Origin of the sequence: Promicromonospora sp. NPDC019610 (assembly GCF_044389365.1) — a bacterium.
Lineage (GTDB): Bacteria > Actinomycetota > Actinomycetes > Actinomycetales > Cellulomonadaceae > Promicromonospora.
On the sequence record NZ_JBIRXX010000001.1, the window covers coordinates 30,898 to 57,518 of the forward strand.

At 73.8% G+C, this 26,621-nt stretch carries 22 protein-coding genes; 9 read left to right on the top strand and 13 right to left on the bottom strand.

What is annotated here, in order from left to right; translation table 11 throughout:
• Window positions 1-26: 26 nt before the first annotated feature.
• Window positions 27-1,676, bottom strand: a complete 1,650-nt coding sequence (gene ptsP, locus ACH45N_RS00165) for a phosphoenolpyruvate--protein phosphotransferase (protein ID WP_397390003.1) — start codon at window positions 1,674-1,676, stop codon at window positions 27-29.
• A 109-nt stretch (window positions 1,677-1,785) separates the two neighbouring features.
• Here ptsP and ACH45N_RS00170 point away from each other — a divergent pair, with 109 nt between their 5' ends.
• Window positions 1,786-2,271 carry a PTS glucose transporter subunit IIA gene (locus tag ACH45N_RS00170; protein ID WP_397390005.1) on the top strand — a complete coding sequence of 162 codons (486 nt, stop codon included), beginning with the start codon at window positions 1,786-1,788 and terminating at the stop codon, window positions 2,269-2,271.
• A gap of 39 nt (window positions 2,272-2,310) precedes the next feature.
• Window positions 2,311-2,955 carry an HAD family hydrolase gene (locus ACH45N_RS00175; RefSeq protein WP_397390007.1) on the top strand — a complete coding sequence of 215 codons (645 nt, stop codon included), beginning with the start codon at window positions 2,311-2,313 and terminating at the stop codon, window positions 2,953-2,955.
• An 84-nt stretch (window positions 2,956-3,039) separates the two neighbouring features.
• Here the strand turns inward: ACH45N_RS00175 and ACH45N_RS00180 are convergent, their stop codons facing one another.
• Together ACH45N_RS00180 and ACH45N_RS00185 are read right to left on the bottom strand one after the other, a co-directional pair.
• Window positions 3,040-4,974, bottom strand: a complete 1,935-nt coding sequence (locus ACH45N_RS00180; protein WP_397390009.1) for an NHL domain-containing thioredoxin family protein — start codon at window positions 4,972-4,974, stop codon at window positions 3,040-3,042.
• A 10-nt stretch (window positions 4,975-4,984) separates the two neighbouring features.
• On the bottom strand, window positions 4,985-5,200 hold the full coding sequence (locus tag ACH45N_RS00185; protein WP_377228184.1) for a hypothetical protein: 216 nt from the start codon (window positions 5,198-5,200) through the stop codon (window positions 4,985-4,987).
• A gap of 258 nt (window positions 5,201-5,458) precedes the next feature.
• On the opposite strand from ACH45N_RS00185, the gene ACH45N_RS00190 reads away from it, so the two are divergent.
• Entirely contained in the window at window positions 5,459-6,514 is a 1,056-nt protein-coding gene (locus ACH45N_RS00190; protein ID WP_397390011.1) for a hypothetical protein, read from the top strand.
• 238 nt (window positions 6,515-6,752) lie between these two features.
• Window positions 6,753-7,121, top strand: coding sequence for a hypothetical protein (locus ACH45N_RS00195; RefSeq protein ID WP_397390013.1), 369 nt, complete (start codon window positions 6,753-6,755; stop codon window positions 7,119-7,121).
• A gap of 68 nt (window positions 7,122-7,189) precedes the next feature.
• Here the strand turns inward: ACH45N_RS00195 and ACH45N_RS00200 are convergent, their stop codons facing one another.
• Both ACH45N_RS00200 and ACH45N_RS00205 read right to left on the bottom strand, forming a co-directional pair.
• Window positions 7,190-9,367 (bottom strand): prolyl oligopeptidase family serine peptidase, encoded by a 2,178-nt coding sequence (locus tag ACH45N_RS00200; protein WP_397390015.1) that lies wholly within the window; start codon window positions 9,365-9,367, stop codon window positions 7,190-7,192.
• Between the two features lie 48 nt (window positions 9,368-9,415).
• Window positions 9,416-11,461 (bottom strand): cytochrome c oxidase assembly protein, encoded by a 2,046-nt coding sequence (locus ACH45N_RS00205; RefSeq protein ID WP_397390017.1) that lies wholly within the window; start codon window positions 11,459-11,461, stop codon window positions 9,416-9,418.
• A 167-nt stretch (window positions 11,462-11,628) separates the two neighbouring features.
• On the opposite strand from ACH45N_RS00205, the gene ACH45N_RS00210 reads away from it, so the two are divergent.
• Window positions 11,629-11,901, top strand: coding sequence for a WhiB family transcriptional regulator (locus ACH45N_RS00210; RefSeq protein WP_182620063.1), 273 nt, complete (start codon window positions 11,629-11,631; stop codon window positions 11,899-11,901).
• Window positions 11,902-12,141: 240 nt separating this feature from the next.
• Here ACH45N_RS00210 and ACH45N_RS00215 read toward each other — a convergent pair whose 3' ends face one another.
• The 3 genes from ACH45N_RS00215 to pdhA are packed head-to-tail and all read right to left on the bottom strand — an operon-like array spanning window position 12,142 to window position 15,824.
• Entirely contained in the window at window positions 12,142-13,593 is a 1,452-nt protein-coding gene (locus ACH45N_RS00215; RefSeq protein ID WP_397390019.1) for a dihydrolipoamide acetyltransferase family protein, read from the bottom strand.
• A gap of 24 nt (window positions 13,594-13,617) precedes the next feature.
• Entirely contained in the window at window positions 13,618-14,649 is a 1,032-nt protein-coding gene (locus ACH45N_RS00220; protein WP_397390021.1) for an alpha-ketoacid dehydrogenase subunit beta, read from the bottom strand.
• A gap of 5 nt (window positions 14,650-14,654) precedes the next feature.
• Entirely contained in the window at window positions 14,655-15,824 is a 1,170-nt protein-coding gene (gene pdhA, locus ACH45N_RS00225) for a pyruvate dehydrogenase (acetyl-transferring) E1 component subunit alpha (protein WP_397390023.1), read from the bottom strand.
• Between the two features lie 305 nt (window positions 15,825-16,129).
• On the opposite strand from pdhA, the gene ACH45N_RS00230 reads away from it, so the two are divergent.
• Window positions 16,130-17,140, top strand: coding sequence for an acetylxylan esterase (locus ACH45N_RS00230; protein WP_397390025.1), 1,011 nt, complete (start codon window positions 16,130-16,132; stop codon window positions 17,138-17,140).
• A gap of 62 nt (window positions 17,141-17,202) precedes the next feature.
• Here the strand turns inward: ACH45N_RS00230 and ACH45N_RS00235 are convergent, their stop codons facing one another.
• Window positions 17,203-18,753, bottom strand: coding sequence for an MFS transporter (locus ACH45N_RS00235; protein ID WP_397390027.1), 1,551 nt, complete (start codon window positions 18,751-18,753; stop codon window positions 17,203-17,205).
• Window positions 18,754-18,855: 102 nt separating this feature from the next.
• On the opposite strand from ACH45N_RS00235, the gene ACH45N_RS00240 reads away from it, so the two are divergent.
• Window positions 18,856-19,755, top strand: a complete 900-nt coding sequence (locus ACH45N_RS00240; protein WP_397390029.1) for a helix-turn-helix transcriptional regulator — start codon at window positions 18,856-18,858, stop codon at window positions 19,753-19,755.
• A gap of 85 nt (window positions 19,756-19,840) precedes the next feature.
• On the opposite strand, the gene hisC is transcribed toward ACH45N_RS00240, so the two are convergent.
• The gene (gene hisC / locus ACH45N_RS00245) at window positions 19,841-20,929 is read right to left on the bottom strand and encodes a histidinol-phosphate transaminase (RefSeq protein WP_397390031.1); all 1,089 of its coding nucleotides are present in this window, start codon (window positions 20,927-20,929) and stop codon (window positions 19,841-19,843) included.
• 14 nt (window positions 20,930-20,943) lie between these two features.
• Here hisC and ACH45N_RS00250 point away from each other — a divergent pair, with 14 nt between their 5' ends.
• Complete coding sequence (locus ACH45N_RS00250; protein ID WP_397390033.1) at window positions 20,944-21,351, top strand: phage holin family protein; 408 nt, start codon at window positions 20,944-20,946, stop codon at window positions 21,349-21,351.
• An 18-nt stretch (window positions 21,352-21,369) separates the two neighbouring features.
• Here ACH45N_RS00250 and ACH45N_RS00255 read toward each other — a convergent pair whose 3' ends face one another.
• Both ACH45N_RS00255 and ACH45N_RS00260 read right to left on the bottom strand, forming a co-directional pair.
• A complete protein-coding gene (locus ACH45N_RS00255; RefSeq protein WP_397390035.1) occupies window positions 21,370-22,962 on the bottom strand; it encodes a hypothetical protein in 1,593 nt (530 codons plus the stop codon).
• Entirely contained in the window at window positions 22,959-23,204 is a 246-nt protein-coding gene (locus ACH45N_RS00260) for a hypothetical protein (RefSeq protein ID WP_397390037.1), read from the bottom strand. Before ACH45N_RS00260 ends, ACH45N_RS00255 begins: the two co-directional genes overlap by 4 nt.
• 242 nt (window positions 23,205-23,446) lie before the next feature.
• Between ACH45N_RS00260 and purB the strand changes: the two genes are divergently transcribed.
• Entirely contained in the window at window positions 23,447-24,928 is a 1,482-nt protein-coding gene (gene purB / locus ACH45N_RS00265) for an adenylosuccinate lyase (RefSeq protein ID WP_397390039.1), read from the top strand.
• Here purB and ACH45N_RS00270 read toward each other — a convergent pair.
• Window positions 24,925-26,538 carry an AbgT family transporter gene (locus tag ACH45N_RS00270; RefSeq protein WP_397390041.1) on the bottom strand — a complete coding sequence of 538 codons (1,614 nt, stop codon included), beginning with the start codon at window positions 26,536-26,538 and terminating at the stop codon, window positions 24,925-24,927. The two genes, purB and ACH45N_RS00270, sit on opposite strands and share 4 nt — an antisense overlap.
• Between the last annotated feature and the right edge of the window lie 83 nt (window positions 26,539-26,621).

Sequence of the window (26,621 nt, forward strand, 5' to 3'; positions counted from 1 at the left end):
ATGTGACCGTGGGGTTCAGATGAGGTTCACGTGAGGAGACGTTCTCGCGCCAGGTCGCGCGCCGCCTGGGCGGTCGAGCACTCGAGGACGGCCCGGGCGAGCTCCACGCACTCGTCACGCGACACGCCTGCGAGAGTACCGGCGACGTCCGCCAGCGCACGAGGTGTCATGGACAACGACGTTACGCCCAGTCCCACGAGGACGGGCGCGAGCAGCGGATCGGCCGCGGCCTCGCCGCACACCCCCACCGGAGCACCATGCAACGCCCCGCCCTCGCTCGCCACCCGGACGAGCTCGAGGACGGCGGGCTGCCACGGGGTGGACAGGACCGCGACCCCGGCCAGGTCACGGTCGGCCGCCATCGTGTACTGCGTGAGGTCGTTGGTGCCCAGGCTCGCGAACGACACCTCGGCCAACAGGTGCCGCGCCTGCAGCGCTGCCGCCGGCGTCTCGATCATGATCCCCGGCTGCTCCAGACCGTGCGCCGCGCACGCCGCCGCGAAGTCGCGGGACTCGTCCACGGTCGCGACCATCGGCGCCATCACCCAGACCTCGGCGGTCTCCGCGGCGGCGGCCCGGGCGATCGCGTCGAGCTGCCGGTCCAGCACGTCCGGGTGCGCGACGGCGGTGCGCAGCCCGCGCACGCCGAGGGCCGGGTTGTCCTCGTGGTCCGGCGTGAGGAAGCGCAGGGGCTTGTCGGCGCCCGCGTCGAGCGTGCGGACCACCACCCGGCGGCCCGGGAAGTGGGACAGGACCGCCCGGTAGGCGGTCACCTGCTCCTCGACGCTGGGCTCCTCGCCCCGGCCCAGGAAACAGAACTCGGTACGGAACAGGCCGACGCCGCGCGCGCCGGCGGCAGCGGCGGCCTCGGCGGCCGCCGGGTCGGCGACGTTCGCCACGAGCTCCACCTCCGACCCGTCGCGGGTCACGCCGCGGCCGTCGAACGTGGCGGCCGTGACCCGGCGCCGGGCGCCGGCGACGTCGTCGGCGGACGGGGCACGCAGGACCGTGCCGAGCGTGCCGTCGACCACGAGCTCCTCGCCGTCGGCGAGGTCGTTCACCCCGGGGAGGGCGACGACGGCCGGGATGCCGAGGGCGCGCGCCAGGATGGCCATGTGCGAGGTGGGGCCGCCGCGCGCCGTGACGATCGCGGTGACCACGGCGGGGTCGAGCATCGCGGTGTCGGCGGGGGCGAGGTCGCTCGCGACGAGCACGAACGGGTGCCCCGGGTCGGGCACTCCGGGCGGGGCTGCGCCGGTGAGCGCGGCGACGATGCGGTCGCGCACGTCACGCACGTCGCGGGCGCGCTCCGACATCGGCGGGCCGAGCGACTCGAGCTGCGACGCCACCGCCCCGGCGGCGTCCCACACGGCACGTTCCGGAGTGAGGTGGTCGTCGCGGACGCGGCGGGCCGCGGCGGCGGCGAGGGTCGGGTCGGCGGCCATGGCCGCGGTGACCGCGAGGACGTCGGCCGCGGTGCCCGACGCGCGTCCCGCGCGCTCCGCGAGGTCGGCCTCCACCTGGGCGGCGGCGTCCTCGACGGCGCGGACGGCGTCGTCCGCGGAACCCGACAGGCGGCTCGTGCTCGGCTCGGGCACCCGGGCCGGCATCCGGACCACGGTTCCCACCGCCCGGCCCGGGCTCGCCGGGACTCCCGTGAGCCTCTCGCTCGTCATCCGTACGCTCCCTCGGGCTCGTCGTCGAGTGGTCCTCGGAACGTTACACGCGACGGACGGGCCGAGCGAGACCCGGTCGCGCGGTGCGGTGTTCTGACAAGATGACCGCATGGCCGAGGCCCTGAACGTCGGATCTCCCGTCGCTGGACGGGTGGTCGCGATGCGCGACGTGCCGGATCCCGTCTTCGCCGAGAGCATCGTCGGCCCGGGACTCGCGGTCGAGCCCGACGCGGAGACCGGCGGGCGTGTCGTGGCGCCGTGCGCCGGCGTCGTGGTCAAGCTGCACCCGCACGCCTTCGTGCTGCTGGCGCCGTCCGCGGGCGCCGAGCCCGCCGGGGGCCGGGGCGTCCTCGTGCACCTCGGCATCGACACCGTCCAGCTCCAGGGCGAGGGCTTCACGCTGCTGGTCGAGGAGGGCGACACGGTCACGGCGGGCCAGGAGCTCGTCGTCTGGTCCCCCAGCACGGTGGCGGACGGCGGCCGCTCGCCCCTGGTGCCCGTCGTCGCCCTGGACCTGGGCACCGGGGCGCTCGACGAGCTGGTCCGCCCGGGCGCCGTCGTCCGGGCGGACGACCCGCTGTTCCGCCTGGCGTGACGCGCCAGATCCTCCCGGACGTGTCCTAGGGTCGGGGCCATGGTGCGCACCGTGGTGTTCGACGTCGGCGAGACCCTGATCGACGAGTCCCGGATCTGGCTCCGGTGGGCCGAGCGGCTCGGGGTCCCGCCGCTCACCTTCCTCGGTGTGCTCGGCGGCTGCGCCGCCCTCGACCTCACGCACCGGGAGGCCTTCGAGCTGCTGCGGCCCGGGCTGGACTACCAGGCCGAGGCCGCCGCCTGGGCGCTGGACGATCCGGACGGGTTGCGCACCGGGTTCGACGCCGACGACCTCTACCCCGACGTCCGCCCCGCGCTGGCGGCCCTGCGCGCGGCCGGCTTCGACGTCGTCATCGCCGGGAACCAGCCGCCCGAGGCGCGCGCCGCGCTGGAGGCGATGGACCTCCCCGCGAGCGCGATCCGCACGTCCGACGAGTGGGGCGTGCAGAAGCCGGAGCCCGAGTTCTTCGCCCGGGTCGCGGAGCTGTCCGGCGTCGCGCCGGAGGAGATCGCGTACGTGGGCGACCGGCTGGACAACGACGTGCTCCCCGCCGCCGACGCCGGGATGCGGCCGATCCTGCTCCGCCGCGGCCCGTGGGGGTACCTGCACGCGCTGCGCCCCGAGGCGGCGCGCGCAACCGTGATCGACTCGCTGGCGGAGCTCCCGGCGGCGCTGGCAGGCTGAGTTGTCAGACTCCCGCACAGGTGTCAGACGTACAGATCACCAGGGGGACCTGTACGTCTGACACGTGCGGCCGGGACTGACTGGTCAGCCGCGGAGCGGCAGGGTCAGCTCCGCGGAGCCGTCCGGTGCCACGCGGACCGGCACGCCCCAGTCCTGCTGGGCCAGGTGGCAGGCCGGGAAGACGTCGGGGTCCGGCTCGCCGTTCGGCAGCAGCGGCACCTGGTCGCACGACGCCGCCTTCGCGGTCACGTGCAGCACGCCCTCGGTCACGTCGGGGTTGATCACCAGGTCGCGGAACAGGTCCGTCCCGTTCCCGGCACCCGACAGCAGCAGCTCCGGCGGGGTCGCGCTGACCTGGAGCGACGTCGACGGACCCCAGCGGTCGTCGAGCTTCTGACCCGGGGCGGGCGCGAACGGCACGTCCAGCCGGAGCGCACCCGCGGCCACGTCGGTGGCCGGCCGGGCGACCCTGTGCGCGCCGGCGTCCAGCACCTCGCCCGCGAGCCCCGCCGGGAGCGCGACCCGCGTGAGCCGGTGCGCGGCCGACTCCACGACGAGCAGGCGCACGGCGCCGTCCGCGACCTCGACCAGCACGTCCGACGGCTCGGCCAGGTCCTTCGCCAGGGTCGTCACCTCACCGGAGGCCGGGTCGTACCGGCGCACGGCGCCGTTGTACGTGTCGGCGACGACGACGCTGCCGTCCGGCAGCACCGCCACGCCGAGCGGGTGCTGCAGCAGGGCCTGGCCGGCGGCGCCGTCGCGGTGCCCGAAGTCGAACAGCCCCTGGCCGACGGCGGTCTCGAGGGTCACCTCGGTCTCACTCACCGGCACCACGCGGCGCAGGGCGGAGGTCTCGGCGTCGGCGAGCCACAGCGCACCGTCGGGCGCCGCCGCGAGGCCCGAGGGCTGCGCGAACCACGCGCCCTCGCCGGGGCCGTCCTCCAGGCCCTCGTTCATGGTGCCCGCGAGCAGCGAGACCTGGTCGAGGTGCGGGCCGGGGTGGAAGTCCCACAGGGTGTGGTTCCCGGCCATCGCGACGACGAACACGCCGCGCTCGGCGGACCACTCCACGTCCCACGGGGAGGAGAGCCGGACGCTCAGCGCGTCGTACGCGTCCTCGGTGTCGAACGCACCGACGGTACCGGCCACGTTCTCCTGGCCGCCCACCATGAACTGCTGCCCCGTACCCGCGACCGTGTGCACGGCACCGTCCGACAGCCGCACGCCGCGCAGGGCGTGGTTGACCGTGTCGGCGACCAGGACGTCGTAGCCGAGGCTCGTCGCCAGGTCGGCGGGCACCAGGCACAGGCCGTTCGGCTCCGAGAACCGCGCCTCGTCGGGTCCGCCGTCCACCAGGCCGCGCTCGCCCGAGCCGATGCGCCGCACCAGCGTCTCGCCGTCGGGCGCGAGCTCCGCGAGGGAGTGGTGCCCGGCGTCCGCGACCAGGAGGTTGCCGTTCGGCAGGGCGAGCGCCTTGGCGGGGAACCGCAGCGTGCCCGACGCCGGGGCGGGCGGCACGTACGGACCCGAGCCGCGGTGCAGCGTGCCCTTCAGCGCGTGCTCGGCGATCAGGTCGTCCACGAGCGCCGCGATGGCGGAGCCGTGCCCCTCCCCCGCCATCTGCGCCACGATGTAGCCCTCGGGGTCGATGACCACGAGCGTGGGCCAGGCCCGCGCGGTGTACGCGCCCCAGGTGACCAGCTCGGGGTCGTCGAGCACGGGGTGACGCACCTCGTACCGCTCGACGGCGGCCGCGAGCGCGGCGGGGTCGGCCTCGTGCTCGAACTTGGGCGAGTGCACCCCGATGATCACGAGCTCGTCGCGGTGCCGCTCCTCGACCTCGCGCAGCTCGTCCAGGACGTGCAGGCAGTTGATGCAGCAGAAGGTCCAGAAGTCGAGCACCACGACCTTGCCGCGCAGCTCGGAGAGTGTGACGGTACGGCCGCCGGTGTTCAGCCAGCCGCGCCCGACGAGCTCGGACGCACGGACCCGGGGAAAGTTCTGGACTCCTGTGCTCACCGGCCCATTGTCACTCCCGGGGCGCGGCGTCCTTGCCGCCGTCCGCCCTGCGGGCGCGCCACTGCTCGACCAGGGCCTTGTCGGCCCGGCGGCGGGTGAGCTCGCTCTTGCTGGAGTGCACGGCCGCACGGTGCGCGAGCAGGGCAGCGCGGTCCCGCTCGAGGGCCCACATGAGGGCCTCCCGCACGTCGGCGCGGGTCACCCGCGCGCTCCGCGTCTCGTCCATCGTCCCGATCATTCTCGCCGTTTCGTGTCCTTCGGCGTCCGAAGCGGGCGCCGCCAACGTTTCAAGAGGCTGCCGAGGATCTTTTGTGACACCTCGGGGCTTCCTGGCTTTCACCCGGCCATGGTTGGGTGTAGCAGAGGAACGTACCGCGCAAACCTGGCAGCGCGATATCCGTCTATCGGATGACTTTCCCGGGCAGATCGGCGTGTCGCCAACTTGCTGCCGTGTCGTGTTGGTGGGTGAGGAGAGGATCAGGGCATGGACCGCGACCAGGCCAGGAAGATGAAGGAGCAGCTCACAGCCTTCGCCCGAGAGCTAGCCGAGAAGCACGGGGCCGTGGCGACACCGCGGTCGCCCGGTGCGCAGACGGAGGCCGACGCCGCGGACGCCGTGCGGGCGCCCACCCTGGCGCTGGGTCTGGTGCCACAGGCGGACGGTGAGTTCGGCATCGCGGTCCGCTACCGGCTCGGGATGCCGCGGGCCCGCTCGATCGTGCGCAAGGTCTCGGCCGAGATCGGGCCCACCGCCGACGTCCGCCGCACCGGCCGCATCCGGCCGGTGAGCGAGCTCGGCCCGCGTCCGCCCGCGCCGACGTCGCAGGCGGACGGCGACACCGACCGTCGGCGTCCGCTCCGGCCGGGCATCTCCATCGGCCACGTGGGCGTCACCGCGGGCACGCTCGGCGCCTTCGTGACCCGCGCCGTGCCCGGCGACGGTCACCTGTACGCACTGTCGAACTACCACGTGCTGGCCGGCTCGCCCGAGGCGCGGCCCGGCGACGTCGTCCTGCAGCCGGGGCCGGCGGACGGCGGGCTGGCGCCCGGCGACCGGATCGGCGAGCTCACGCAGGTGGTGGACCTGGACTCGACCGAGCCGTCGTACACGGACGCCGCGATCGCCCGCCTCGACCAGGTCCCGGTCAGCTTCGACTACCCCGTCGGGCGCGTGGTCAAGACCGCCCGCGCCCTGGGCGGCGAGATCGTCGGCAAGGTGGGCCGCACCACGTCGGTCACGCACGGGCGGGTCACCGCCATCGAGCTCGACGACGTGATCGTAGGCTACGAGGACCTCGGCGCCCTCAGCTTCGACGACCAGATCGAGATCGAGAGCCTCGACGACGGGCCGTTCTCCCGGGGCGGGGACTCGGGCGCGCTCGTCTACCGGGAGGACGGCGTGGCCATCGGTCTGCTGTTCGCCGGGTCCGAGTCCGGGGGCCGCAGCGGGAAGGGGCTCACGTACGCCAACCCGATCGACCAGGTCCTTGAGATACTGGGTGTGGAGCTGGCGAGGGAGCAGGCCCATCCGTTCGCATGAGGTCGGCGACGGAGCGCATCCACCCGGGGCGGGCCCGGGTGCCCGCGGGTGATGTTCGGCATGCGCACCAGCGTTTCCCCCGCCGGGCGTGTCGCGATCGGCGGCCCGTTCGATGGGCGTGTCGGCCCGGCGCGTCGCGGGCTACAACCCGGCTGACCTGCGGCGCTGCCCGAGGTGCCGAAGTGGGTTCCGCGACCCCTTCCGGCCCCGGTGGAAGGGGGTAGACACGGGGGACACAATGGATGACCAGGAGGTGATCGGGATGGCAACACTCGACGAGGCTCGGTCGGCAAAAGCCGCATTGCGGGAAAAAGTCACCGGGCTCGACGGTGTGATCGGGGTTGGCGTCGCCCCAGAGTTCACGGCGTCAATCGGCCAGCCACCACGTGAGCACCCCGCTCGAAAGCAGGCACAGCCCGGCACGTCCGGCAGGTCGCCGGTCGAGGTCCTCTCCGAGGACGAGCTGGTCGAGCAGGTGGCGGGACCCGGCGGTAGCTGGGTGCTGCAGGTCAACGTGACGGACGCCCGTCTCGTGGACAAGATCCCCGAGGAGATCAACGACGTCGCGGTGCGCGTGCGCGTCGTCGGCGCCGTCCGGGCGGGCTGACACCCGGAGCCGGCCCGCCGGAGCAGAGCGGACGCCGGGCGCCCGCTCCACCCCGGCGCGACGTCCGGTCAGCCGAGCGTCGCCGGCAGCTCAGGCGTCTCGCCGAGCACCCGCTCGGCGAGGAACGCCGAGACCACCTGGTACCAGACCTTGGCGTTCTGCGGGGTCAGGATCCAGTGGTTCTCGTCCGGGTAGTACAGGAACCGGTGCACCGTCTCGCCGTCGTCGGACGCCGGGAGACCCGACTTCGTGAGCAGCTCGAACCACAGGCGCAGGCCCTCGCCCACCGGGACCCGGTAGTCCTTGTCCCCGTGGATCACGAGCATCGGGGTCCGGATGTCGCCCACCGCCAGGTGCGGGCTGTTCGCCAGCGCCATCTCGGGCGTCATCTCGCGCGCCCAGTAGAACGAGGCGTCCGTGGTGGGGCCGAACTGGTCCAGCGCCCACAGGCTCGCGTGCGTGACGACGGCCTGAAACCGGTCGGTGTGCCCGGCCACCCAGTTGGCCATGTAGCCGCCGAACGAGCCGCCCATCGCGGCCGTGCGGGTCTCGTCGATCTCGGGCAGCGCCTCCGCGGCGTCCGTGATCGCCATCAGGTCCGTGAACGGCGCCCCGCCCCAGGCGCCCCAGCCGCGCTGCACGAACTCCTGGCCGTACCCGGTCGACAGCGCGGGGTCCGGCAGCAGCACGGCGTAGCCCTGGGCCACCATCAGCCACGGGTTCCAGCGCCAGCTCCACGCGTTCCAGGAGCCCAGCGGTCCGCCGTGGATCCACAGCAGGAGCGGGGCCTTGGCCTCCGGGCCGACGTCGGCGGGCAGCGCGAGCCAGGCGCGCACGCGGGTGCCGTCCTCGGCCGTGGTCTCGACCTCGGTCAGCGTGCCGGGCAGATCCGGGGCCGCCACCGGTGACCGCAGGAGGGTCGCCGCGACCGGCGTCCGCTCCCCCGGTGCGCCCGATGCCGCGAACGCCGCCAGGTCGACCCGGACCGGCTCGGCCGGGGCCGCGTAGGAGCTGCGCAGCGCGAAGAGGGTCGCACCGTCGGGGGTGACGTTCAGGTCGGAGAAGACGGCGTCGTCGGAGGTCACCTTCTCGACGACCACGTCGGCGCCGGGCAGCGCCCCCGAGAACGTGAGCAGGAAGACCGGGCCGCGGCCGTCGTCGTCGGCCTGGACCAGGAGGCCGCTGCCGTCCGGGAGCCACGTGGGGCGGCCGGGCCAGCGGTCCCAGTCGTCCGCGAGGACGACGGGCTCCGCGGAGCCGTCCGTGGGCACCAGCGCGAGCCGGACCACGGGTGCCTCGTCCGGGGACGAGATCGACTCGGTCATGTAGGCCACCCAGGCGCCGTCGGGGGAGATGCGCGGGGCGCCGGTGTCGGCGTCCGGGTCGTCCACCAGCACGCGCCGCTCGCCGGTGGTGGTGTCGTGCACGACCAGGGTGCCGCGCACGGCCGCGCCGGGGTCGCTCACGCTCCAGGTGGTGACGAGGGTCGTGCCGTCGGCGGACAGGTCTGCGGCGTGGTCCGTCAGGTGCCGCCCCGCGCCGGTGAGGTCGCGCAGGTCGAGGTGCCTGCCCGGCGTCGCCTCGTCGGCCGCCGAGGTGGCGCCCTCCGGACGCGGGGCCTTGGGCAGCGGCGCCGCCGGCTCGTCCACGAGCGACGCGAGGTCGCCGACAAGACGTCGCTCCTCGTCCGGGCCGAGGTCGTGGTCCCAGAGCCGCACGGGGTAGCCCGTGTGCAGGATCGCCGAGACCTTCTGGTCCTTGCGGGCCTTGCGCAGCTCGGCGTCCTGCGCCAGGTCCTTCGCGGAGGGCAGGAGGCTCGCGCCCACGCTCACCGTGTCGGCGTCACGCGCCGCGAGCGGGCCGGAGACGCCGCTCGGCGGGGACGCGATGACACGGGCCTCGCCGCCACCCGCCGGCAGCAACCAGAGGGCCGACCGGGGCTCGTCGGCGTCCTTGCCGTCGGGGTCGGGCCGGGCCGACGTGAACAGGAGGTCGCCGGACCGCGTGAAGACGGCGGACGACTCGCCCTTGGCGGACCGGGTGAGCCGACGTGCCGGTGCCTCGCCCGCCGGATCCACCTCCCAGAGGGCGGTGCGGTAGGCGGTGCGCTCGCCGTCGAGCGTCTGCAGCGTGGCGACGAGGCGGGTGCCGTCCGGACTGGCCGTGAGGCCGGTCAGGCGCGGGATCGCCACGTACCGGTCGAGGTCGTGGAACGGGGTCTGCGGGGTCTGCGGAGATTCGCTCACGCGGCCGTCCTATCACGCCGGAACCCGGCCGGACACGGATTTTCGCCGTCAGCCCTCCCCGCGCCGCGCGGCCTGCTCCGCCTTCTTGGCCAGCATCTCGTTGTACGCCTCCAGCTCGGCGTCGCCGTCCCGCTCCGCCTTGCGATCGGTGCGCCGGGCCTCGCGCGCGTCGGACCGGGTCCACGAGACCGCGACGAGGACGGCGAGCAGCAGGGTCGGCAGCTCGCCGATGCCCCACGCGACCGCGCCGCCCTTCTGCTGGTCCACGATCGCGCTCGGACCCCACGGGCGGCCCATGAGCCCGAACCAGTCGGGGACGAGCAGGGCGGTGCCCGACGTCAGCGTGACGCCGAAGAACGCGTGGAACGCCATCGTGGCGAACAGCAGCACGAGGCGCATCGGGTACCCCGGCCGGGACGGGCCCGGGTCGACGCCGATCAGGGCGTTCGCGAAGAGGTACCCCACCAGCGTGAAGTGCAGGATCATCCACAGGTGGCCGGCGTACGTGGTCAGCGCCAGCTCGAACAGAGGCGTGAAGTAGAAGACGATCATCCCGCCGGCGAACAGGACGGCGGCCACGATCGGGTTCGCCAGGAACCTGCCCCATGCCGAGTGCACCAGCAGCAGGACCCACTCGCGGGGGCCGCGGGAGTCGTCCTTGCGCGCGGGGACGGCCCGGGCGAGCAGCGTGATCGGCGCGGCGAGCACGAGGAAGATCGGCACCACCATCGCCAGGATCATGTGCTGGACCATGTGGGCGCTGAACAGCACGTGGCCGTAGGCGGCCGCGCCGCCGTTCGTGGCCCAGAACAGCACGACGATGCCCAGGCACCACGAGACGGTGCGGCCCACCGGCCACGCGTCCCCGCGCCTGCGCAGCCGGAGCGCCCACCGGACGTACACGATCAGGGCGGCCGCGCACGCGAACGCCACGATGACGTCCCACTGGAACTCGGTGAGCCACCGCAGCGCCGTCGGCTCGGGCGGCAGCGGGTGGCCGGTGACGATCTCGGCCGGGGTCGGGTCGGTGATCGCGTCGTCGGGCACGGGGGGCGCCGTGGAGCCGAGGGCGACCGCCACGCCGGACACGGCGCCCATCACGGCGACCTCCACCGCCGCGAGGCGCCAGAACAGGCCGACCGCCGCGTTCCGCGTGGTGCCGGCGGACAGGCGCGCGACGACGGTGCTGCGGTGCAGCCAGCCCAGGCCGCCCAGCACGATGAGCAGCACGGCCTTGACCACGATCAGGAGGCCGTAGTCGGTGCCGAGCCCGTCGAGCGACCCGATCCGGATCCAGGCGCTGACCAGGCCGGAGACGGCGACGGCGGCGAAGCACCAGATCGCGATCGCGGAGTACCGCCGGATCACGTCGGCGGTCGCGGCGTACCGCAGCCCGACGAGGACGATCGCGGCCAGCCCGCCGATCCACAGGGCGGCGCCGCCCAGGTGCAGGAACAGGGCCGAGATCGCGAGGTCGTGGCTGGCTGCGCCGGCGGCGTGGCCCGTGGAGGACTGCATTCCGAGGGCCACCAGCGGCAGCGCCATCGTGCACAGGGCGCCCACCGAGCCCCGCACGAGGAGCGCGACGGCCGCGGTGAGCGCGGCGACGATCACGATGCCCAGGTACGTGCGGCCCACCGGGATGGTCGAGACGTACTCCATCAGGGCCGGGCCGAACGTCGGCGAGTCCAGGGGCAGGTACGTGGACCACGAGAACCGCAGCACGAGCTGCACCAGCGCGGCCACGGTCCACACCCCGGCGGCGACACCCGCGACCCCGATCGCACGGTCCACGAGCGGCCCGCGGGGCAGCACCCAGGCCGCCAGCGCGAGCGCGCCGACGGTCACGGCCACGGCCAGCTCGGTGGTCACCGTCGCGACGGGCACGCCCCAGCGCACGACGACACCCGGGTCGGTGAAGTTCGCGAAGGCGGTGAACGCCCCGGAGAACGCGCCGGCCGCGACGAGGGCGGCCAGCGCCACGAGCCCCGCCACGGGCAGGGCCACACCGAGCCACGAGGGGCTGGTCGGGCCGCTCTCGGTGGTCTTCCGCGCGGTTCTGCTGGTCCCGTTGCGGGCGTCGGTGGGTGTCACACCGTCCAGCCTAGGCGCGCCGGACAGCGGTTCTGACCGCCCGCGGGCATCCCGTTGACCACACCGGGGGCATACCGCCACCGGGACTTTCGAAGAAATTCAGGAAAAGTTGGGAGGGATTATGCACCAAACCCAACCCTTTAGCCCTCTTCTGCGTTGTGACCAGTGTGGACCTCGCGAACATCATCACCGAGACCGACGACTCCGTGCCGTGCTCGGAACAGCCCGAGCTCTGGTTCGCGGAGCATCCGGCGGACCTCGAGGAGGCGAAGCGCGCCTGCGCAGCCTGCCCGCTCAAGGCGCAGTGCCTGGCGGGCGCGCTCGCACGCCGCGAGCCGTGGGGCGTGTGGGGCGGAGAGATCGTCGTGGACGGCACCGTACGCAGCCGCAAGCGTCGTCGTGGACGCCCGCGCTCGATCGGTGGCATGCGCGTGGCGTGACGGCCGCGTGAGCCCCAGACATCGCCCGGGGCACGGCGGCCGAGCCCGGCCGCCGTGAATGTCGGAGCAGTGCGCCCGTCCGTACCGCGGATCGCCCAGACCGATCCGGGCAGGCGCACTGCTCCGGCCGCACCACGTCTTGGATCGTTCCAGCGCATCGGCCGGGCGTGGGCCACAGACGTGTCAGACCCCCAGGTCACCCGGGTGACCTGGGGGTCTGACACGTTCAGGTGGTGCGGATCAGCTCCAGACGAGGCCGCGCGAGGGGTCCTCGAGCACCCGCGCGACGTCGGACAGGAACCGGGCGCCCAGCTCGCCGTCGGCCAGCCGGTGGTCGAAGCTGAAGCTCAGCGTGGTCACCCAGCGCGGCTTCACCTTGCCCTTGTGCACCCACGGCTGCTTGCGGATGGCGCCGAAGGCGAGGATGCCCGACTCCCCCGGGTTGAGGATCGGCGTCCCCGTGTCGATGCCGAAGACACCCAGGTTGGTGATGGTGATGGTGCCGTCGGACATGTCCGTGACCGAGGTGCGCCCGGCCCGCGCTGTCGCCGTCAGCCCCGCGAGCGCCTTGGCGATGCCGAGCAGGTCGAGCGTGTGCGCGTCCTTGATGTTCGGCACCACGAGGCCCCGCGGCGTCGCCGCGGCGATGCCGAGGTTCACGTAGTGCTTGTAGACGATCTCCTGGGCGGCGTCGTCCCAGGAGGCGTTGATCTGCGGGTGCCGCTTCACCGCGAGCAGCACCGCCTTGGCGGCCACGAGCAGGGGCGTCACCTTGACGTCCGTGAAGTCGCGGTCCTCCTTGAGCGCGGCCACGAGCTTCATCGTCTTGCTGACGTCGACGGTGTGCAGCACCGTCACGTGCGGCGCGGTGAAGGCGCTGGCCACCATGGCCTCGGCCGTGCGCTTGCGCACGGACCGCACCGGGACCCGCGTCTGACGCCCGTCCGGCGAAACAACACCCTGGGCGAGCCACGGTTCGTCGTCCGGGTAGCTGGTCAGCTTCTGCACCGAGGAGCGCTCGGCGTGGGCGACCACGTCCTCGCGCGTCACGATGCCGCCGGGACCCGACGCGTGCACGCCCGCAAGGTCCACGCCCAGGTCCTTGGCGAGCTTGCGGACGGGCGGCTTGGCGAGCACGCGGGCGCGAGCGGCCGTCGTCGTCCCGGTGTCCGACGGCGGGGCCGCGACCGGGGCGGGTGCCGGAGCCGGCGGGGCCGCCACGGGGGCGGGCGCCGGAGCCGGGGCGGGCGGAGCCGCCACGGCCGCGACCGGAGCCGCGGTCGAGGCGGCTGCCGCCACCTGGTGCCGGCGGCGCCGTCCGCTCGCCTTCGCCTCGGCGGTGCCGTAGCCGACGAGCACGGACCCGGAGCTCTCCTCGCCCGCGGCGGCCGGGGCCCCCGCCGCCTCGGAGGAGGTGCCGTTCGACGCGGGGGCGGGCGCGCCCGCGCCGTCGGACACCGTGATCTCGATGATCGGGGTGCCGACGTCGACGGTGGTGCCCGACTCCACGAGGAGTGCGGAGACGGTCCCGTTCCAGGGCGACGGCAGGTCGACGAGCGACTTCGCCGTCTCGATCTCGACGATCGTCTGGTTGACCTCGACGGTGTCGCCCACGGCGACCTGCCACTCGACGATCTCGGCCTCGGTGAGCCCCTCACCGACGTCGGGGAGCGGGAACCTCTGGATGTTCAAGCTCACTCTCGGTTCACTCCTGGGTCAGTGCGCGAAGGCACGGTCGACGGCGTCGAGCACACGGTCCACGCTGGGCAGGTACTCGTGCTCGTGCTTGGCCACGGGGTACGGGGTGTGGAAGCCGCCCACGCGGAGCACGGGCGCCTCCAGCGCGTAGAAGCACTCCTCCGTGACCCGGGCCGCGATCTCGGCGCCGGCGCCGAAGAACACGGGGGCCTCGTGGATCACGACGCAGCGGCCGGTCTTGCGCACGCTCGCCACCACGGCCGCGGTGTCGATCGGCGAGATGGCGCGCAGGTCGATCACCTCGGCGGACCGGCCTTCCTCCGCGAGAGCGTCGGCGGTCTTGAGCGCGGTCACGACGGACGGCCCGTAGGCGACGAGCGTGACGTCGGTGCCCTGGCGGACCACCTGCGCGGCGTTGAGCGTGTCGGTGCCCAGCGGGGTGTCGAGGTCGACCGCACCCTTGCCCCAGTAGCGGCTCTTCGGCTCGAAGAACAGGACGGGGTCCGGGGAGGCGATGGCCTCCTGGATCATTGTGTACGCGTCCTGCGGGGTGCTCGGCGAGACCACGCGCAGCCCGGCGGTGTGCGCGAACAGCGCCTCCGGGCTCTCGCCGTGGTGCTCGACGCCGCCGATGCCGCCGCCGTACGGGATGCGGATGACGACGGGCATCTGCACCGCGCCGCGCGTCCGGTTGTGGATCTTGGAGAGCTGCGTGGTGATCTGGTTGAACGCCGGGAAGACGAACCCGTCGAACTGGATCTCGCAGACGGGCCGGTAGCCGCGCATGGCCAGGCCGATGGCGGTGCCGACGATGCCGGACTCCGCCAACGGCGTGTCCACGACCCGCCGCTCGCCGAACTCCGCCTGCAAGCCGTCGGTCACGCGGAAGACGCCGCCCAGCGGGCCGATGTCCTCACCCATGAGCATGACCTTGTCGTCGCGTCGCATCGCGGCGCGCAGGCCCTCGTTGATCGCCTTGCCGAGCGACAGCGTCCGGGTGCCCGACGCCGGTTCCGCGGCGCCGCCGGTGGTGTGCGTTCGTTCCGCCATGGTTGTCATCGTGCGCCTCCCTGCGCTGAGTCCGCGATCGCGTACTGGGGGGCCGGCGGGTCACCGGCGTCGTAGGCCTCGTACCAGGCCCGCTCGGCGGCGACGACGCCGTGCGGCGTGGCGTAGACGTCGTCGAAGGTGCTGGAGACGGCCGGGCCGCCGTCGAGGGCGCGGACGCCGGTGCGCAGCTTCGCGCCCAGCTCGTCGCCCGCGGCCTTGATCTCGGCCTCGAAGTCGTCGTCGAGCCCGCCCTCGGCGCGCAGCAGGGCGCCGAGGCGGTCGATCGGGTCGCGACGCCGCCACTGCTCCTCCTGCTCGGAGGTGCGGTACCGGGTCGGGTCGTCGGACGTCGTGTGCGCGCCCATGCGGTAGGTGAACGCCTCGATGAAGCTCGGGCCCTCGCCCAGGCGGGCGCGCTCGAGGGCCTCCTGCGTGGCCGCGTACACGGCGAGCACGTCGTTGCCGTCGACGCGCAGGCTCGGCATGCCGAACGCCTCGCCGCGCTTGTAGAGCGGGCCCCTGGTCTGCTTGGTCGTCGGCTCGGAGATCGCCCACTGGTTGTTCTGCAGGAAGAAGACGACCGGGGCGTTGTTCACGGCCGCGTAGACCATGGCCTCGTTGACGTCGCCCTGCGAGGTGGCGCCGTCGCCGAAGTAGGTGATCACCGCGGTGCCGTCGTTCTTGTCGTGCGGGGTGTCGTCCCGCTGGACGCCCATCGCGTAGCCGGCGGCGTGCAGCGTGTGCGCGCCGATCACGATGGTGTAGACGGCCGTGTTGTGCTCGGTGGGGTTCCACCCACCGTGGTCCGAACCGCGGAAGAACCGCAGCCGGTCGACAGGGTCCAGCCCACGGACGTGCAGCACACCGTGCTCCCGGTAGGACGGGAAGACGTAGTCCTGCGGCCGCAGTGCGTAGGCGCTGCCGACCTGCGCGGCCTCCTGGCCACGAGCAGGCGCGAACAGGGCGAGCTCGCCCTGCCGCTGGAGCGAGGTCGCCTCGTCGTCGAAACGACGAGTCAGGGCCATGTCGCGGTACATGCCACGGAGGTCTTCCGTGGTCAGGGTCGCGGCGCGGTCGCGATAGCCCTTGGTCCCGCGCGTCGTGACGCGGTTCCCTTGGGGATCGAGTAGCTGCAACGTCGGGATCGCCTCGTTGGAGCCGTTGGTGGTAGTCACACTTTCCTCCTTCACCTGCGGACGCGAGCGCCCGCAGATGCGGAGACGCCCGGCCCGTTCCGGGGACCTTTCCATCCTGGCACGGGTCCAGCCGGAAATTTGGCCGATCCGCAACCTACGCTCTCGTAGCCTACGCAAGCGTAGGCTACGGCTCCGTAGGTAGGTCTGCCGCGATCTCCCCCAATCTCTCCCGGGACCGTTTGTCGGAACCCACCAAGGGGTGCGACCGGGTCTCGGCGGCCAGGGCCGCGGCGCCCTCCGCGCGGCGTCCGCGTCTCGGCGGGCCGCGCGCCGATACTGGTCCGATGCCGCTGCCCGAGCCGTACGACGTCTGGTTCCCCGATGCGCCGATCGACGGCACCTACGGCTACGACCTGGACGCGCTGCTCGCCGTCGAGCCGGTCCCCGCACCCGCCGGCTTCGCCGAGCTGTGGCAGGGCTGGTTCACGGCCTCGCGCGCGGTGCGCCCCGAGCCGCGGCTGACGTCGCTCGGCCGGCAGGGCGCGCACGACCTCTACGAGCTGGAGCACGTGGGCGCGGGCGGGCTGCGGCTGCGCGGCTGGCTCGCCCTCCCCTCCGACGGCGCGGCCCGGGTCGGCGTGGTGCACGGCCACGGGTACGGCGGCCGGGACGCGCCGGACTTCGCCCGCGTGCCCGACGACGCCGCCGTCGTCTTCCCCGTGGCACGCGGTCTCGGGGCGCTCAACGTCGGTGTGGGCGCACCGGACGACGCGGCCGAGCACGTGGTGCACGGCATCGGCTCGGTGGAGACCTACTCGCTGGGCCGCTGCGCCGTCGACCTGTGGCACGCGGCCGACGCCCTCGTCGAGATCGCCGGCGACCTGCCGCTCTACTACGTGGGCGCGAGCTTCGGCGGGATCGGGGTGCTGGCCGTGCCCTGGGACCGCCGGTTCGTGGGCGCGACCTTCGTGGTGCCGAGCTTCGGGCAGTACGACGTGCGGCTCGGCCTGGAGTGCACCGGCAGCGGCGAGGCCGTGCGCCGGTACGTCGCGGAGCACCCCGAGGCGCGGGACGTGCTGCGCTACTTCGACACGTCGACGGCGGCCGGGTACCTGCGCATCCCCGTGCGCTGCGAGTGCGCCCTGTGGGACGCGGCGGTGCCGCCGCCCGGGCAGTTCGCGGTGGCGAACGCGGTGGCTGGGGTGGCCGCGTCCCGGGCCGGCGGGACGGCCTGCCCCACGCTGGAGCTGGAACCCCTGCCGGCGGGGCACGCCGACTACCCCGGCGACCAGGACGTCGACGCCCGGGCCGCCGCGGCGACCCGCACCCACATCGCCCGCTGCCTGGCGGGCTGACCCGTGCTGAACCGGGGTGCCGGGGCTGCCGCGGCCGGGTCCCGGCCGGGCGTCGCACCGGATCAGGCGCCGGCAGTGTGCCGCGCGACGCGGTGCGCCAGGAGCGCGAACACGACGGCGCACCCGGCCTGGACGGCCACGGCGGTGACCAGGCCGACCGTCAGGCCCGAGCCCGTCCCGGTGGCGTCCGCCGCGGCCGTCCCGCCGGCGGCTCCGCCCGCCAGACCCGCGACGGCGTGGAAGAGCCCGCCCAGCAGCGCCACGCCCAGCCCGATCCCGAGCTGTTGCAGCGTGGTCAGCAGCCCGCCCGCGACCCCGGCCGCCCAGACCGGGGTCCGCGAGAGCACCGTCTGCAGCGCGGGCCCGTACATGAAGGCCTGCGCGGCGCCGAGCACGACGAGCAGCGGCTGCAGCGCCAGCGGGGCGCTCCGGCCGTCGTCGAGTCCGATGACCAGCGCGATGGCGAGCAGCGCCGCCGCCTGCCCGGAGGCGGCGTAGACCATGATCCGCGGCCCCACCCGGCGCAGGACGCCCGGCAGCAGCAACGCGGCGACGAGGAACCCGCCGCCGAAGCCGAGCGTCAGCATCGCGACGTCCCAGCCGTCGGCGCCCCAGACGGTCTGCGAGTACTCCGAGACCTCGTAGAGGAACGCGCCGTAGGTGACGAAGAACAGCATCGTCATGGTCAGGCCGATCCGCACCACCGGGACCCGCAGGACGCTCGGCGGCGCCACGGGCAGCCCGCCGCGTCGTTCCGTGGCCCGCTGGGCGAGGCCGAAGGACGTCAGGGTCACCGCGGCCACGCCCAGCAGGCCGAGCGACCAGGCCGGCCACCCCGCCGTCGGACCGAGGGTCAGCGGCACGACGAGCGCCACCAGGCCGCCCCCGAGGAGTGCTGCGCCCCGCAGGTCGAGCCCCAGCGGCGCCGGCGAGCGGGACTCCGGAACCGAGCGCAGTCCGACCAGCGCCAGCAGGGCGATGAGACCGGTGATGACCTGGACCGCCCGCCAGGCCAGGTGCTCCGGCAGCGCGACGGTCGTCGCACCCGCCACGACCTGTCCGGCGATCGAGGCGACCGCGCCGGCGGCCGTGAACAGGATGATCCCGCGGGTGCGGAGCCGGTCGGGCGCCGTGGCCTGGATGCTCGTCAGCACCTGAGGCGTGAACAGCCCGGCGGCGAGACCCAGGGCCGCGCGCAGGGCCACGAGGGAGACCACGTCCTGGGCGAGCCCGGTCAGGACGGCCAGCGTCCCGAAGGCGACCAGCCCGATCCGGAGCAGCCGCCGGCGGCCGTAGCGGTCGCCCAGCCGCCCGGACACCACCAGCCCGGCGGCGAAGGTGGTGGTGTAGGCGGACAGCACCAGCGCACCGCCGGACGGGCCGGCGCCCAGGTCCGCCGCGATCGCGGGAACCAGCAGGTTCACCGCACCGAACGTGAAGTTCACGGGCAGGAAGGCGAGCAGCAGCACGGCGAGGCCGCCCGCGGTCAGTGCCGGCGCCACGGCGGGGAGCGGCCGTGGCAGGCGTTCCGGGTGGGCCGGCAGCACGCGGGGGTCGACTGCGGCGGGGTCGACTGCGGCGGGGTCGACTGCGGCGGGGAGGGAAGTCGTCATGTCCTCGACGGTGCGCCGCTCGGCATCCTGGTACCAGGAGCCTGTTCATACGGGTACTGACACCACCTGGTTGTCCGCGCCCCGCGGGGTGACACTGGTCGGGTGACGAGTACCGCACCGGACCACAAGGCGCTCGGGGCGTTCCTGCGGGAGCGCCGCGGCCGCGTGACCCCGGCCGACGTCGGGCTGCCGCAGGCCGGCCGGCGCCGGACCCCCGGGCTGCGCCGCGAGGAGGTGGCGCAGCTCGCCGGGGTGGGCGTCACCTGGTACACGTGGCTCGAACAGGGGCGGGCGCCCAACCCGTCGGACCAGGTGCTCGACGCCGTCGCGCGGACGCTGCGCCTGCGTCCCGAAGAGCGGCGGCACCTCATGATCCTGGCCGGCCGCGCCGCCGACACCGGGGCTGACGCGCCGAACCCGCTCATGGAGGTACGCCCCGAGCACATCGCGCTGCTGGAGCGGCTGCTGCCCTTTCCCGCCGCGGTCCAGACCGCGACGTACGACCTGGTCGCGGCCAACCGCAGCTACCGGTTCCTGTTCGGCGACCTCGAGTCGGTGGATCCCGCCGACCGGAACTGCGCCTGGCTCCTGTTCATGAACGACGAGTGGCGCGGAAGCCTCGTGGAGCCCGAGGTCGTGCTCCGCGACCTCGCCGGACGGCTGCGCGCGCGGGAGGCCGAGTTCCGCCAGCACCCGAGGTGGAGCGGGCTGCTGGGCGGCCTGCGCGAGCACTCGCCCGAGTTCGTGCGGTACTGGGACGAGCACGAGGTGCGGGGCGACCGGGCCGGACAGCTGCGCCGCTACCTGTCCTCCCGGGTGGGCAGGCTCGACACGGTCTTCCAGGGTCTGTGGCTCGACCGCGAGCGCGGCGAGCGCATCATCGTGCTCACTCCCGCCGACGCCGACTCGGCCCGCCGGCTCGAGCGCCTCGACTCCCTGGTGGGCGCGGCGCCCGCCTGGACCGCCCGGGACGGCGTGCTGGCGGACGCGCTGATCAGCTGAGCGTGCTCCAGCTGATCAGCGTGTCCGCCGGCACCGCGCGTCGGCACCCGGTCGGCAGCGCCAGGTCGGCAGCGTCAGGTCTGCCTCAGCGCCAGGTCGCCGCGATCCGGAGGAAAGCGTCGTTGGCCTCGGTCTCGCCGATGGTCACGCGGAGCCCGTCGCCCGCGAACGGGCGCACCAGGACGCCGCCGGCGCTCGCCTCGGCCGCACGCTGCGTGGTCGCGTCGCCCAGCCCGAACCAGACGAAGTTCGCCTGCGTGTCCGGCAGTTCCCAGCCCTGCTCGCGCAGCGCGGCCGTGACGCGCGTGCGCTCGGTGACGAGCGCGTCCACCCGCTCCAGCAGCTCGCCCTGCGCGGCGGGGGCCAGCGATGCCAGCGCGGCGACCTGAGCGATGTGCGAGACGCCGAACGGCGTGGACACCGCGCGGATGCCCGCGGCGAGCCGGGGCTCGGCGACGGCGTAGCCGACGCGGAGCCCCGCCAGGCCGTAGGCCTTGGACAGGGTGCGCAGCAGCACCACGTTCGGGTGCCGGCTCAGCAGGTCGACGCCGTCAGCCACCCAGGGGTCGCGGACGAACTCCAGGTAGGCCTCGTCCACGACGACGAGCACGTCCCGCGGCACAGCCGCGAGGAAGGTCTCGAGCTCGTCGGCGTGCACCGCGGGGCCGGTCGGGTTGTTGGGCGTGCAGACCAGCACCACGCGAGTGGCGGGCGTGACGGCGGCCGCCATCGCGGGCAGGTCGAGCCGGCCCGTGCCTTCCTCGACCGGGACCATGACGGCCGTGCCGCCCGCCACGGCGACCGCGATCGGGTACGCCTCGAAGGACCGCCACGGGAACACGACCTCGTCCCCGTGCTCGACCACGGCCTGCAGCACGTGCGCGAGCACGGCGACGGAGCCGTTGCCGACCACGACGTTCTCCGGAGCCACACCCGTGTGGGCCGCGAGCGCCTCGACGAGCTCGCCGGCATACATGTCCGGGTACCGGTTCACCTCGGCCGCGCCCCGCGCGATGGCGTCCAGCACGGACGGCAGCGGCGGATACGGGTTCTCGTTGGACGACAGCTTCCAGGCCTGGGCGCCGGCGGCGACGCGTGCGCCCGGAACGTAGGCGGGGAGGGCCGACACGGCCGCGCGGAGCGGTACGAATGCATCTTCCACGGGGGTCAGCATGCCACGATGACCAGATGAAGCTCGTGGCCAGCATCCTCATCACCGCACTCGCGATCGGGCTGTCGGCCCTGATCCTCGGCTCTCACATGGACGTCGTGAGCGACGGCACCACGCTCGGCACGATCCTCGCCGTGGTCGTGGTCGCCATCGTCTACGGCCTGGTCCACATGATCGTGAAGCCGATCGTCCAGCTCATCTCGCTCCCGCTCTACATCCTGACCCTCGGCCTGGTGTCGGTGCTGATCAACGCGCTGATGCTGTGGATCACGACGCTCATCACGAACCAGTCCTGGTTCTCGGACACCCCCAACTGGGGCCTCGAGGTGAACGGCGGCTTCTGGTGGTACGTGCTGGCGGCCATCGTGATCTCCGTGGTGCAGACCATCCTGCTGGCCCTGCTCCCGAAGCGGATCTCGGACTGATCTGATCGCGGGCACAGGTCACGCACCGACCCTCTCTGCCCGGTAGAACACGGTGCTCGCCCTCGGGCCGGCGAGCCGCGCGCCGATCCGGTCGACCGTCCCGGTCACCCGGGGATCGCCCGACGCGACGGCGAGGTCCAGCGTGCGCACGTGGGTCGCGACCGCGTGCGCCTGCGGCAGGCTGCCCGACGCCGACCGGTCCGCCTGCGCGGCCGAGTCCCGCAGCGTCCGGACCACGGTGAGCCGGTCGTGCGTCCGCGGGTTCTGTGCGGCGGACCGGCCGTCGGTGTGCGAGACCAGCTCCTCCGGGGTCTCCAGGTGCAGCACGGGGACGCCGGGCGGCGTGGTCAGCAGGCCGGTCGGCGCGCCGGCGGTGACCAGCCCGCCCACCCGGTAGCGCTCGGCGAACCCCGCCCGCGACACCAGCGCGGTGGCCGCGATCCCGCCGAGGCTGTGCCCCACGAGGGTGACGGGCTCGTCGGGGCCGACGCCGGAGTCAGCCAGCGCCTCCTCGATCGCGGCCGTGGCGCCGTCGAGCTCCCCCGCGACGAGCTCCAGGTCGGTCCGCCCGTCCCAGGGGTGGTCCGCGGGCAGCGCGGACTGGGTGCCGGGTACCAGCACCGTCCAGGACACCGCGCCGTCCGCCGCCGTCACGCGCTGGACCGCGATCGTGGCCGTGGGCGCGCCGCCCGGGCCCGGGTAGAGGTTGTCGATCCTGGCCAGGGCATCCTGCACCGACCACGCCCCGCTCGTGGACCATGCCGGGACGGCGCCGCCGGCGAAGTCCTCGGGTCCGAGCCGGGTGAGCCGCAGCCCGGCATCGTCGTTGCCGAGCACCGGCACCTCGCGCGCCACGTGCGCGAGCACGCCGGCCCCGCCCGCGACGCCCGGTCGGTTGCCGGCGAGCCCCGGTCTGGCGAGCGCGACGCCTCCGCCCAGGCCGGCGAACGCCTCGTCCGACCAGGACGCCAGGTCACGGGTCAGGCCCGCCCCGGCCCACCCCGTGACCGCGGTGGAGAGGCCCCGGGTGGCCGCCCCGCCGGCCACGCGCGCCGCGATCTCCGCCCCGCCTGCGACGCCGACCCCCACGAGGGCCGCCCAGCCCAGGCTGCCGAAGGCCACCCCGGCGCCGAACGCGCCCGCCGTGACCAGCGCACCGACCAGGCGGTGCGCGGTCGACTCCGCCTCCTCGTACAGGCCCGCCGCGCGTAGCAGCCGCCAGCCCAGCAGGTCGCACCGGTCGGCCCGCTCCGCCAGGCGCCCCGCCGCGTCGCGCGCCGCCTCGTCCAACGCCAGCGCCGCGGGCGCGAGGGCGCCGGGCACCCCGCCGGCCGCCGCTGGCCACACCCCGGCAGTCCCGGCGGCGCCGGCCCATACCGCGCCCGTCCGCCCGGCCGCGCCCAGGACCGCTCCCGGCACGAGGTCGTGACTCACGCCCAGGCAGCAGCGGGCGGCCGCGCGCAGGTCGTCCGCGGCGCGGGCCAGCAGTGCCGCGGCCCGCCGCACGGACGCCGTCCCGACGACCGACGTGCCCCCGCCGCCGTACACCATGACCGTGTCTGCCGACAGGAGCCGGTCCCCGCCCCGGGGCTGCGCCGGGTCGCCGCTCACCGGACCCACCCCCCGTACGCCAGCCGCACCGCGCCGTCCAGCAGCATGCGGTCCCGGGCCAGGCCGCGCGCCACGTCGACGACCGCCGCCTGGTACAGCTCGGCCGCGCGTGCCCGCCACTCGACCTCACCCGCCGCGCGGATCCCGGCGGCCGCCCCGTCCACGAGGTCCACGGCCCGCGCGAGCGCCAGCAGCACGTCCTCCCCCGCCGGCGCGACGCACGACGGGTCCCTGCCGTTCATGGACGGGCTCTGTTCATCGGCGCTCGCACTCCCTGGGTCGGCCGGTCATGTCTCCTGGCGACGTTAGGCCGGGCCCGGGGGACGGCGTCGGGCGGAGAGGCGTGCCTGTGCACGGACAGCCCGAACCGGCCCCTGTGGTCGGCCTCGCGCCCGCCCACCGCCGTCGGGAGGGTCCCCCGGGTGTCGTCTGCCTTTCTGGCCCTGTGGACGACCAACCCGGGTCAGGACGCGCCCGTGGGAGAATGGAGGACGTGCCTGAGACCACCACGCCCAGCCCCGTCACCCGCGTCGCCCTCGCGGAGGTGAGCCCGGCCATCGCGCTCGGCCCGCTGGACGGCCGGTACCGCAAGGCGGTGGCCCCGCTCGTGGACCACCTGAGCGAGGCCGCGCTGAACCGCGAGCGCATCCACGTCGAGGTGGAGTGGCTCATCACGCTGTGCAACGGCGCCCCAGGCGTGGACGCGCCGGTGGTGCCGGGTGCGCCTACGCTGACGCAGCAGGAGATCGACTACCTGCGTGCGATCCCCGCGACGTTCGGCGCGGACGAGATCGCCGAGCTGGCCGAGATCGAGCGGGAGACGGTGCACGACGTCAAGGCCGTCGAGTACTTCATCAAGCGGCGGATCGCCGTCGCGCCCGAGGCGCTGGGCGAGACGAGCCTGCCCGCCGCCAGCGAGCTGGTGCACTTCGCCTGCACCAGCGAGGACATCAACAACCTGTCGTACGCCCTGATGGTGCGCGGCGCGGTGCGCGAGGTGTGGCTGCCGGCCGCGACCGCCGTCGTCGACCAGCTCGCGGGCATGGCGCGCGAGCACGCCGCCGCCCCCCTGCTCAGCCGCACGCACGGCCAGCCCGCCACGCCGTCGACGCTGGGCAAGGAGCTCGCCGTGCTGGCGCACCGCCTGCGGCGTCAGCTCCGGCGCGTCGAGGGCGCCGAGTTCCTGGGCAAGCTGAACGGCGCCACCGGCACCTACGGCGCGCACACGGTCGCCGTCCCGTCGGCCGACTGGCCGGCGGTGTCGAAGGCGTTCGTCGAGGGTCTCGGGCTGGACTGGAACCCGCTGACCACGCAGATCGAGTCGCACGACTGGCAGGCCGAGGTCTACGCCGACGTCGCCCGCTTCAACCGGATCCTGCACAACCTCGCGACGGACGTGTGGACCTACATCTCGCTCGGGTTCTTCACGCAGATCCCGGTCGCGGGCGCCACGGGCTCGTCCACGATGCCGCACAAGGTGAACCCCATCCGGTTCGAGAACGCCGAGGCCAACCTCGAGATCTCGTGCTCGCTCCTGGACACCCTCTCGGCGACGCTCGTGACCAGCCGCCTGCAGCGCGACCTCACGGACTCGACGACGCAGCGCAACATCGGGCCGGCGTTCGGGCACAGCCTGCTCGCGATCGACAACGTGGCGCGCGGCCTGGACCGCCTCGCCGTGAACGAGACCCTGCTGCGCGAGGACCTCGACGCCAACTGGGAGGTGCTGGGCGAGCCCGTCCAGTCCGCGATGCGCGCGGCGTCCGTCGCGGGCGTGCCCGGCATGGAGAACCCGTACGAGCGCCTCAAGGACCTCACGCGAGGCCAGCGCGTGGACGGCGCACGCATGCGCGAGTTCGTCGCCGGCCTCGGCCTGCCCGACGACGTCACCGCCCGCCTCACGGAGCTGACCCCCGCCACGTACACGGGGCTCGCGGAGCAGCTGGTGAAGGACTACCTGGACTAGTCCAGGAAGATCCCGTTGCCCGGCCCGATCGGCAGGTCGAGGAAGAAGAACACCGACAGGATCGCCGCCCACACCAGCCAGAAGGCCACCGTGAAGGGCAGCAGCCGCGCGATCACGGTGCCGAGGCCGGCCTTCGGCTCCCAGCGCCGCAGGAACGTGAGCAGCACGATCATGTACGGGTTCAGCGGCGTGATGATCTGCGTCGCGGAGTCGCCCACGCGGAACGCCGCCTGCACGAACCCGGGCTCGTACCCGATGAGCGCGAACATCGGCACGAACACGGCCGCCATGATGGTCCACAGCGACGAGCCCGAGATGATGAACAGGTTCAGCAGGGACGCCAGCAGCAGGAAGCCGACGATCGCGCCGTAACCGGTCAGCCCGCTCGACTCCAGGCCCTCGGCCCCCGCGACGGCGATCCACTGGCCCACGCCGGACCAGTTGAACAGCGCGATGAACTGGCCCAGCACGAAGGCCAGCACCAGGAACCCGGCCATGTCCTTGATCGACTGCTCCAGCAGACGCGGGACGTCCTTCATCGAGGTGACGGTCCTGGTCACCACCCCGTAGACGATGCCGGGCACCATGAACAGCACGAAGATGACGAAGGTGATCGAGCCGAGCAACGGCGACTCGGGCAGGAACCCGCCGTCCTCGTTGCGCCACGGCGACCCGGGCAGTACGAACGCGACGGCGAGCACGGCGGCGACCAGCAGCAGCGAGCCGATCGCGAACGCGAGCCCGCGGCGCTCCGCCGCCGTGAGGTCGGCGGTGACGACCGGCTCGTCGTGCACGGCCGTGCCGGACGCGCCCGCGCCGGACGTGGCACCGGGCACCACCGTGCCGGCGAACCGGGCCTCGTCGACCGGGACCCGCTGCCGCACCAGGCGCGGCTCCAGCACCTTGTCGATGAGCAGGCCGGCGAGCACGGACAGCAGCACCGCCGAGACCACGTTGAAGTACCAGTTCGACAGCGGGTTCACCGGGTCGCCCGGGTTCGGCAGGATCTCGGTCACCGCCGTCGTGATGCCGGAGAACAGCGCGTCCAGGCTGGTGACGGCGATGTTGGTGGAGTATCCGGCGCCCGCGGCCGCGAACCCCCCGAGCAGGCCCGCCACGGGATGACGGCCGGCCGCCTGGAACACCAGCGCGGCGAGCGGCGGGATGACGATGAAGGCGCTGTCGGACATGACGCTGCCCATGACGCCCACGAAACCCACGGCGTACGGCAGCGCCCAGCGGGGCGCCGAGCCGAAGACGGCGCGGACGCCGGCGGCGAGCAGGCCCGTCTTCTCGGCGACGCCGACCGCGAGCCAGATGGTCAGCACCGTGACCAGCGGCGGGAATCCGATGTAGTTGGTGCCGATGTTCGTGGTGAACCAGGTCAGGCCCTCGGGCGTGAACAGCCCCTGGACCTCCGTGACCTCGTCGGCGCCCGGGACCTGCACGGTCACGTCGGCGAGCGCCATGAACGTGGAGACGAGCGCGATCACCAGGAACAGGATGAGGAAGAGCGTGAACGGTTCGGGCAGCCGGTTGCCGAGCCGTTCGACGGCACCCAGGAACCTGTCCGTGCGGGACGGTCGGACGGGCGATGCTGCGGTGCTCAATGCGGTCTCCCTCGATCTCCGGTGGTCAGGCAGCCTAGGTCCGTAATGTAAAGGGTGATTTTTCGGTCGTGTAACGCTTTCCA

Coding starts and splice junctions, on each gene's coding strand:
- ptsP (WP_397390003.1), bottom strand. CDS start 1,676: ATGACGAGCGAGAGGCTCACGGGAGTCCCGGCGAGCCCGGGCCGGGCG.
- ACH45N_RS00170 (WP_397390005.1), top strand. CDS start 1,786: ATGGCCGAGGCCCTGAACGTCGGATCTCCCGTCGCTGGACGGGTGGTC.
- ACH45N_RS00175 (WP_397390007.1), top strand. CDS start 2,311: ATGGTGCGCACCGTGGTGTTCGACGTCGGCGAGACCCTGATCGACGAG.
- ACH45N_RS00185 (WP_377228184.1), bottom strand. CDS start 5,200: ATGGACGAGACGCGGAGCGCGCGGGTGACCCGCGCCGACGTGCGGGAG.
- ACH45N_RS00190 (WP_397390011.1), top strand. CDS start 5,459: ATGGACCGCGACCAGGCCAGGAAGATGAAGGAGCAGCTCACAGCCTTC.
- ACH45N_RS00195 (WP_397390013.1), top strand. CDS start 6,753: ATGGATGACCAGGAGGTGATCGGGATGGCAACACTCGACGAGGCTCGG.
- ACH45N_RS00220 (WP_397390021.1), bottom strand. CDS start 14,649: ATGGCGGAACGAACGCACACCACCGGCGGCGCCGCGGAACCGGCGTCG.
- ACH45N_RS00230 (WP_397390025.1), top strand. CDS start 16,130: ATGCCGCTGCCCGAGCCGTACGACGTCTGGTTCCCCGATGCGCCGATC.
- ACH45N_RS00235 (WP_397390027.1), bottom strand. CDS start 18,753: ATGACGACTTCCCTCCCCGCCGCAGTCGACCCCGCCGCAGTCGACCCC.
- hisC (WP_397390031.1), bottom strand. CDS start 20,929: ATGCTGACCCCCGTGGAAGATGCATTCGTACCGCTCCGCGCGGCCGTG.
- ACH45N_RS00250 (WP_397390033.1), top strand. CDS start 20,944: ATGAAGCTCGTGGCCAGCATCCTCATCACCGCACTCGCGATCGGGCTG.
- ACH45N_RS00260 (WP_397390037.1), bottom strand. CDS start 23,204: ATGAACGGCAGGGACCCGTCGTGCGTCGCGCCGGCGGGGGAGGACGTG.
- purB (WP_397390039.1), top strand. CDS start 23,447: ATGGAGGACGTGCCTGAGACCACCACGCCCAGCCCCGTCACCCGCGTC.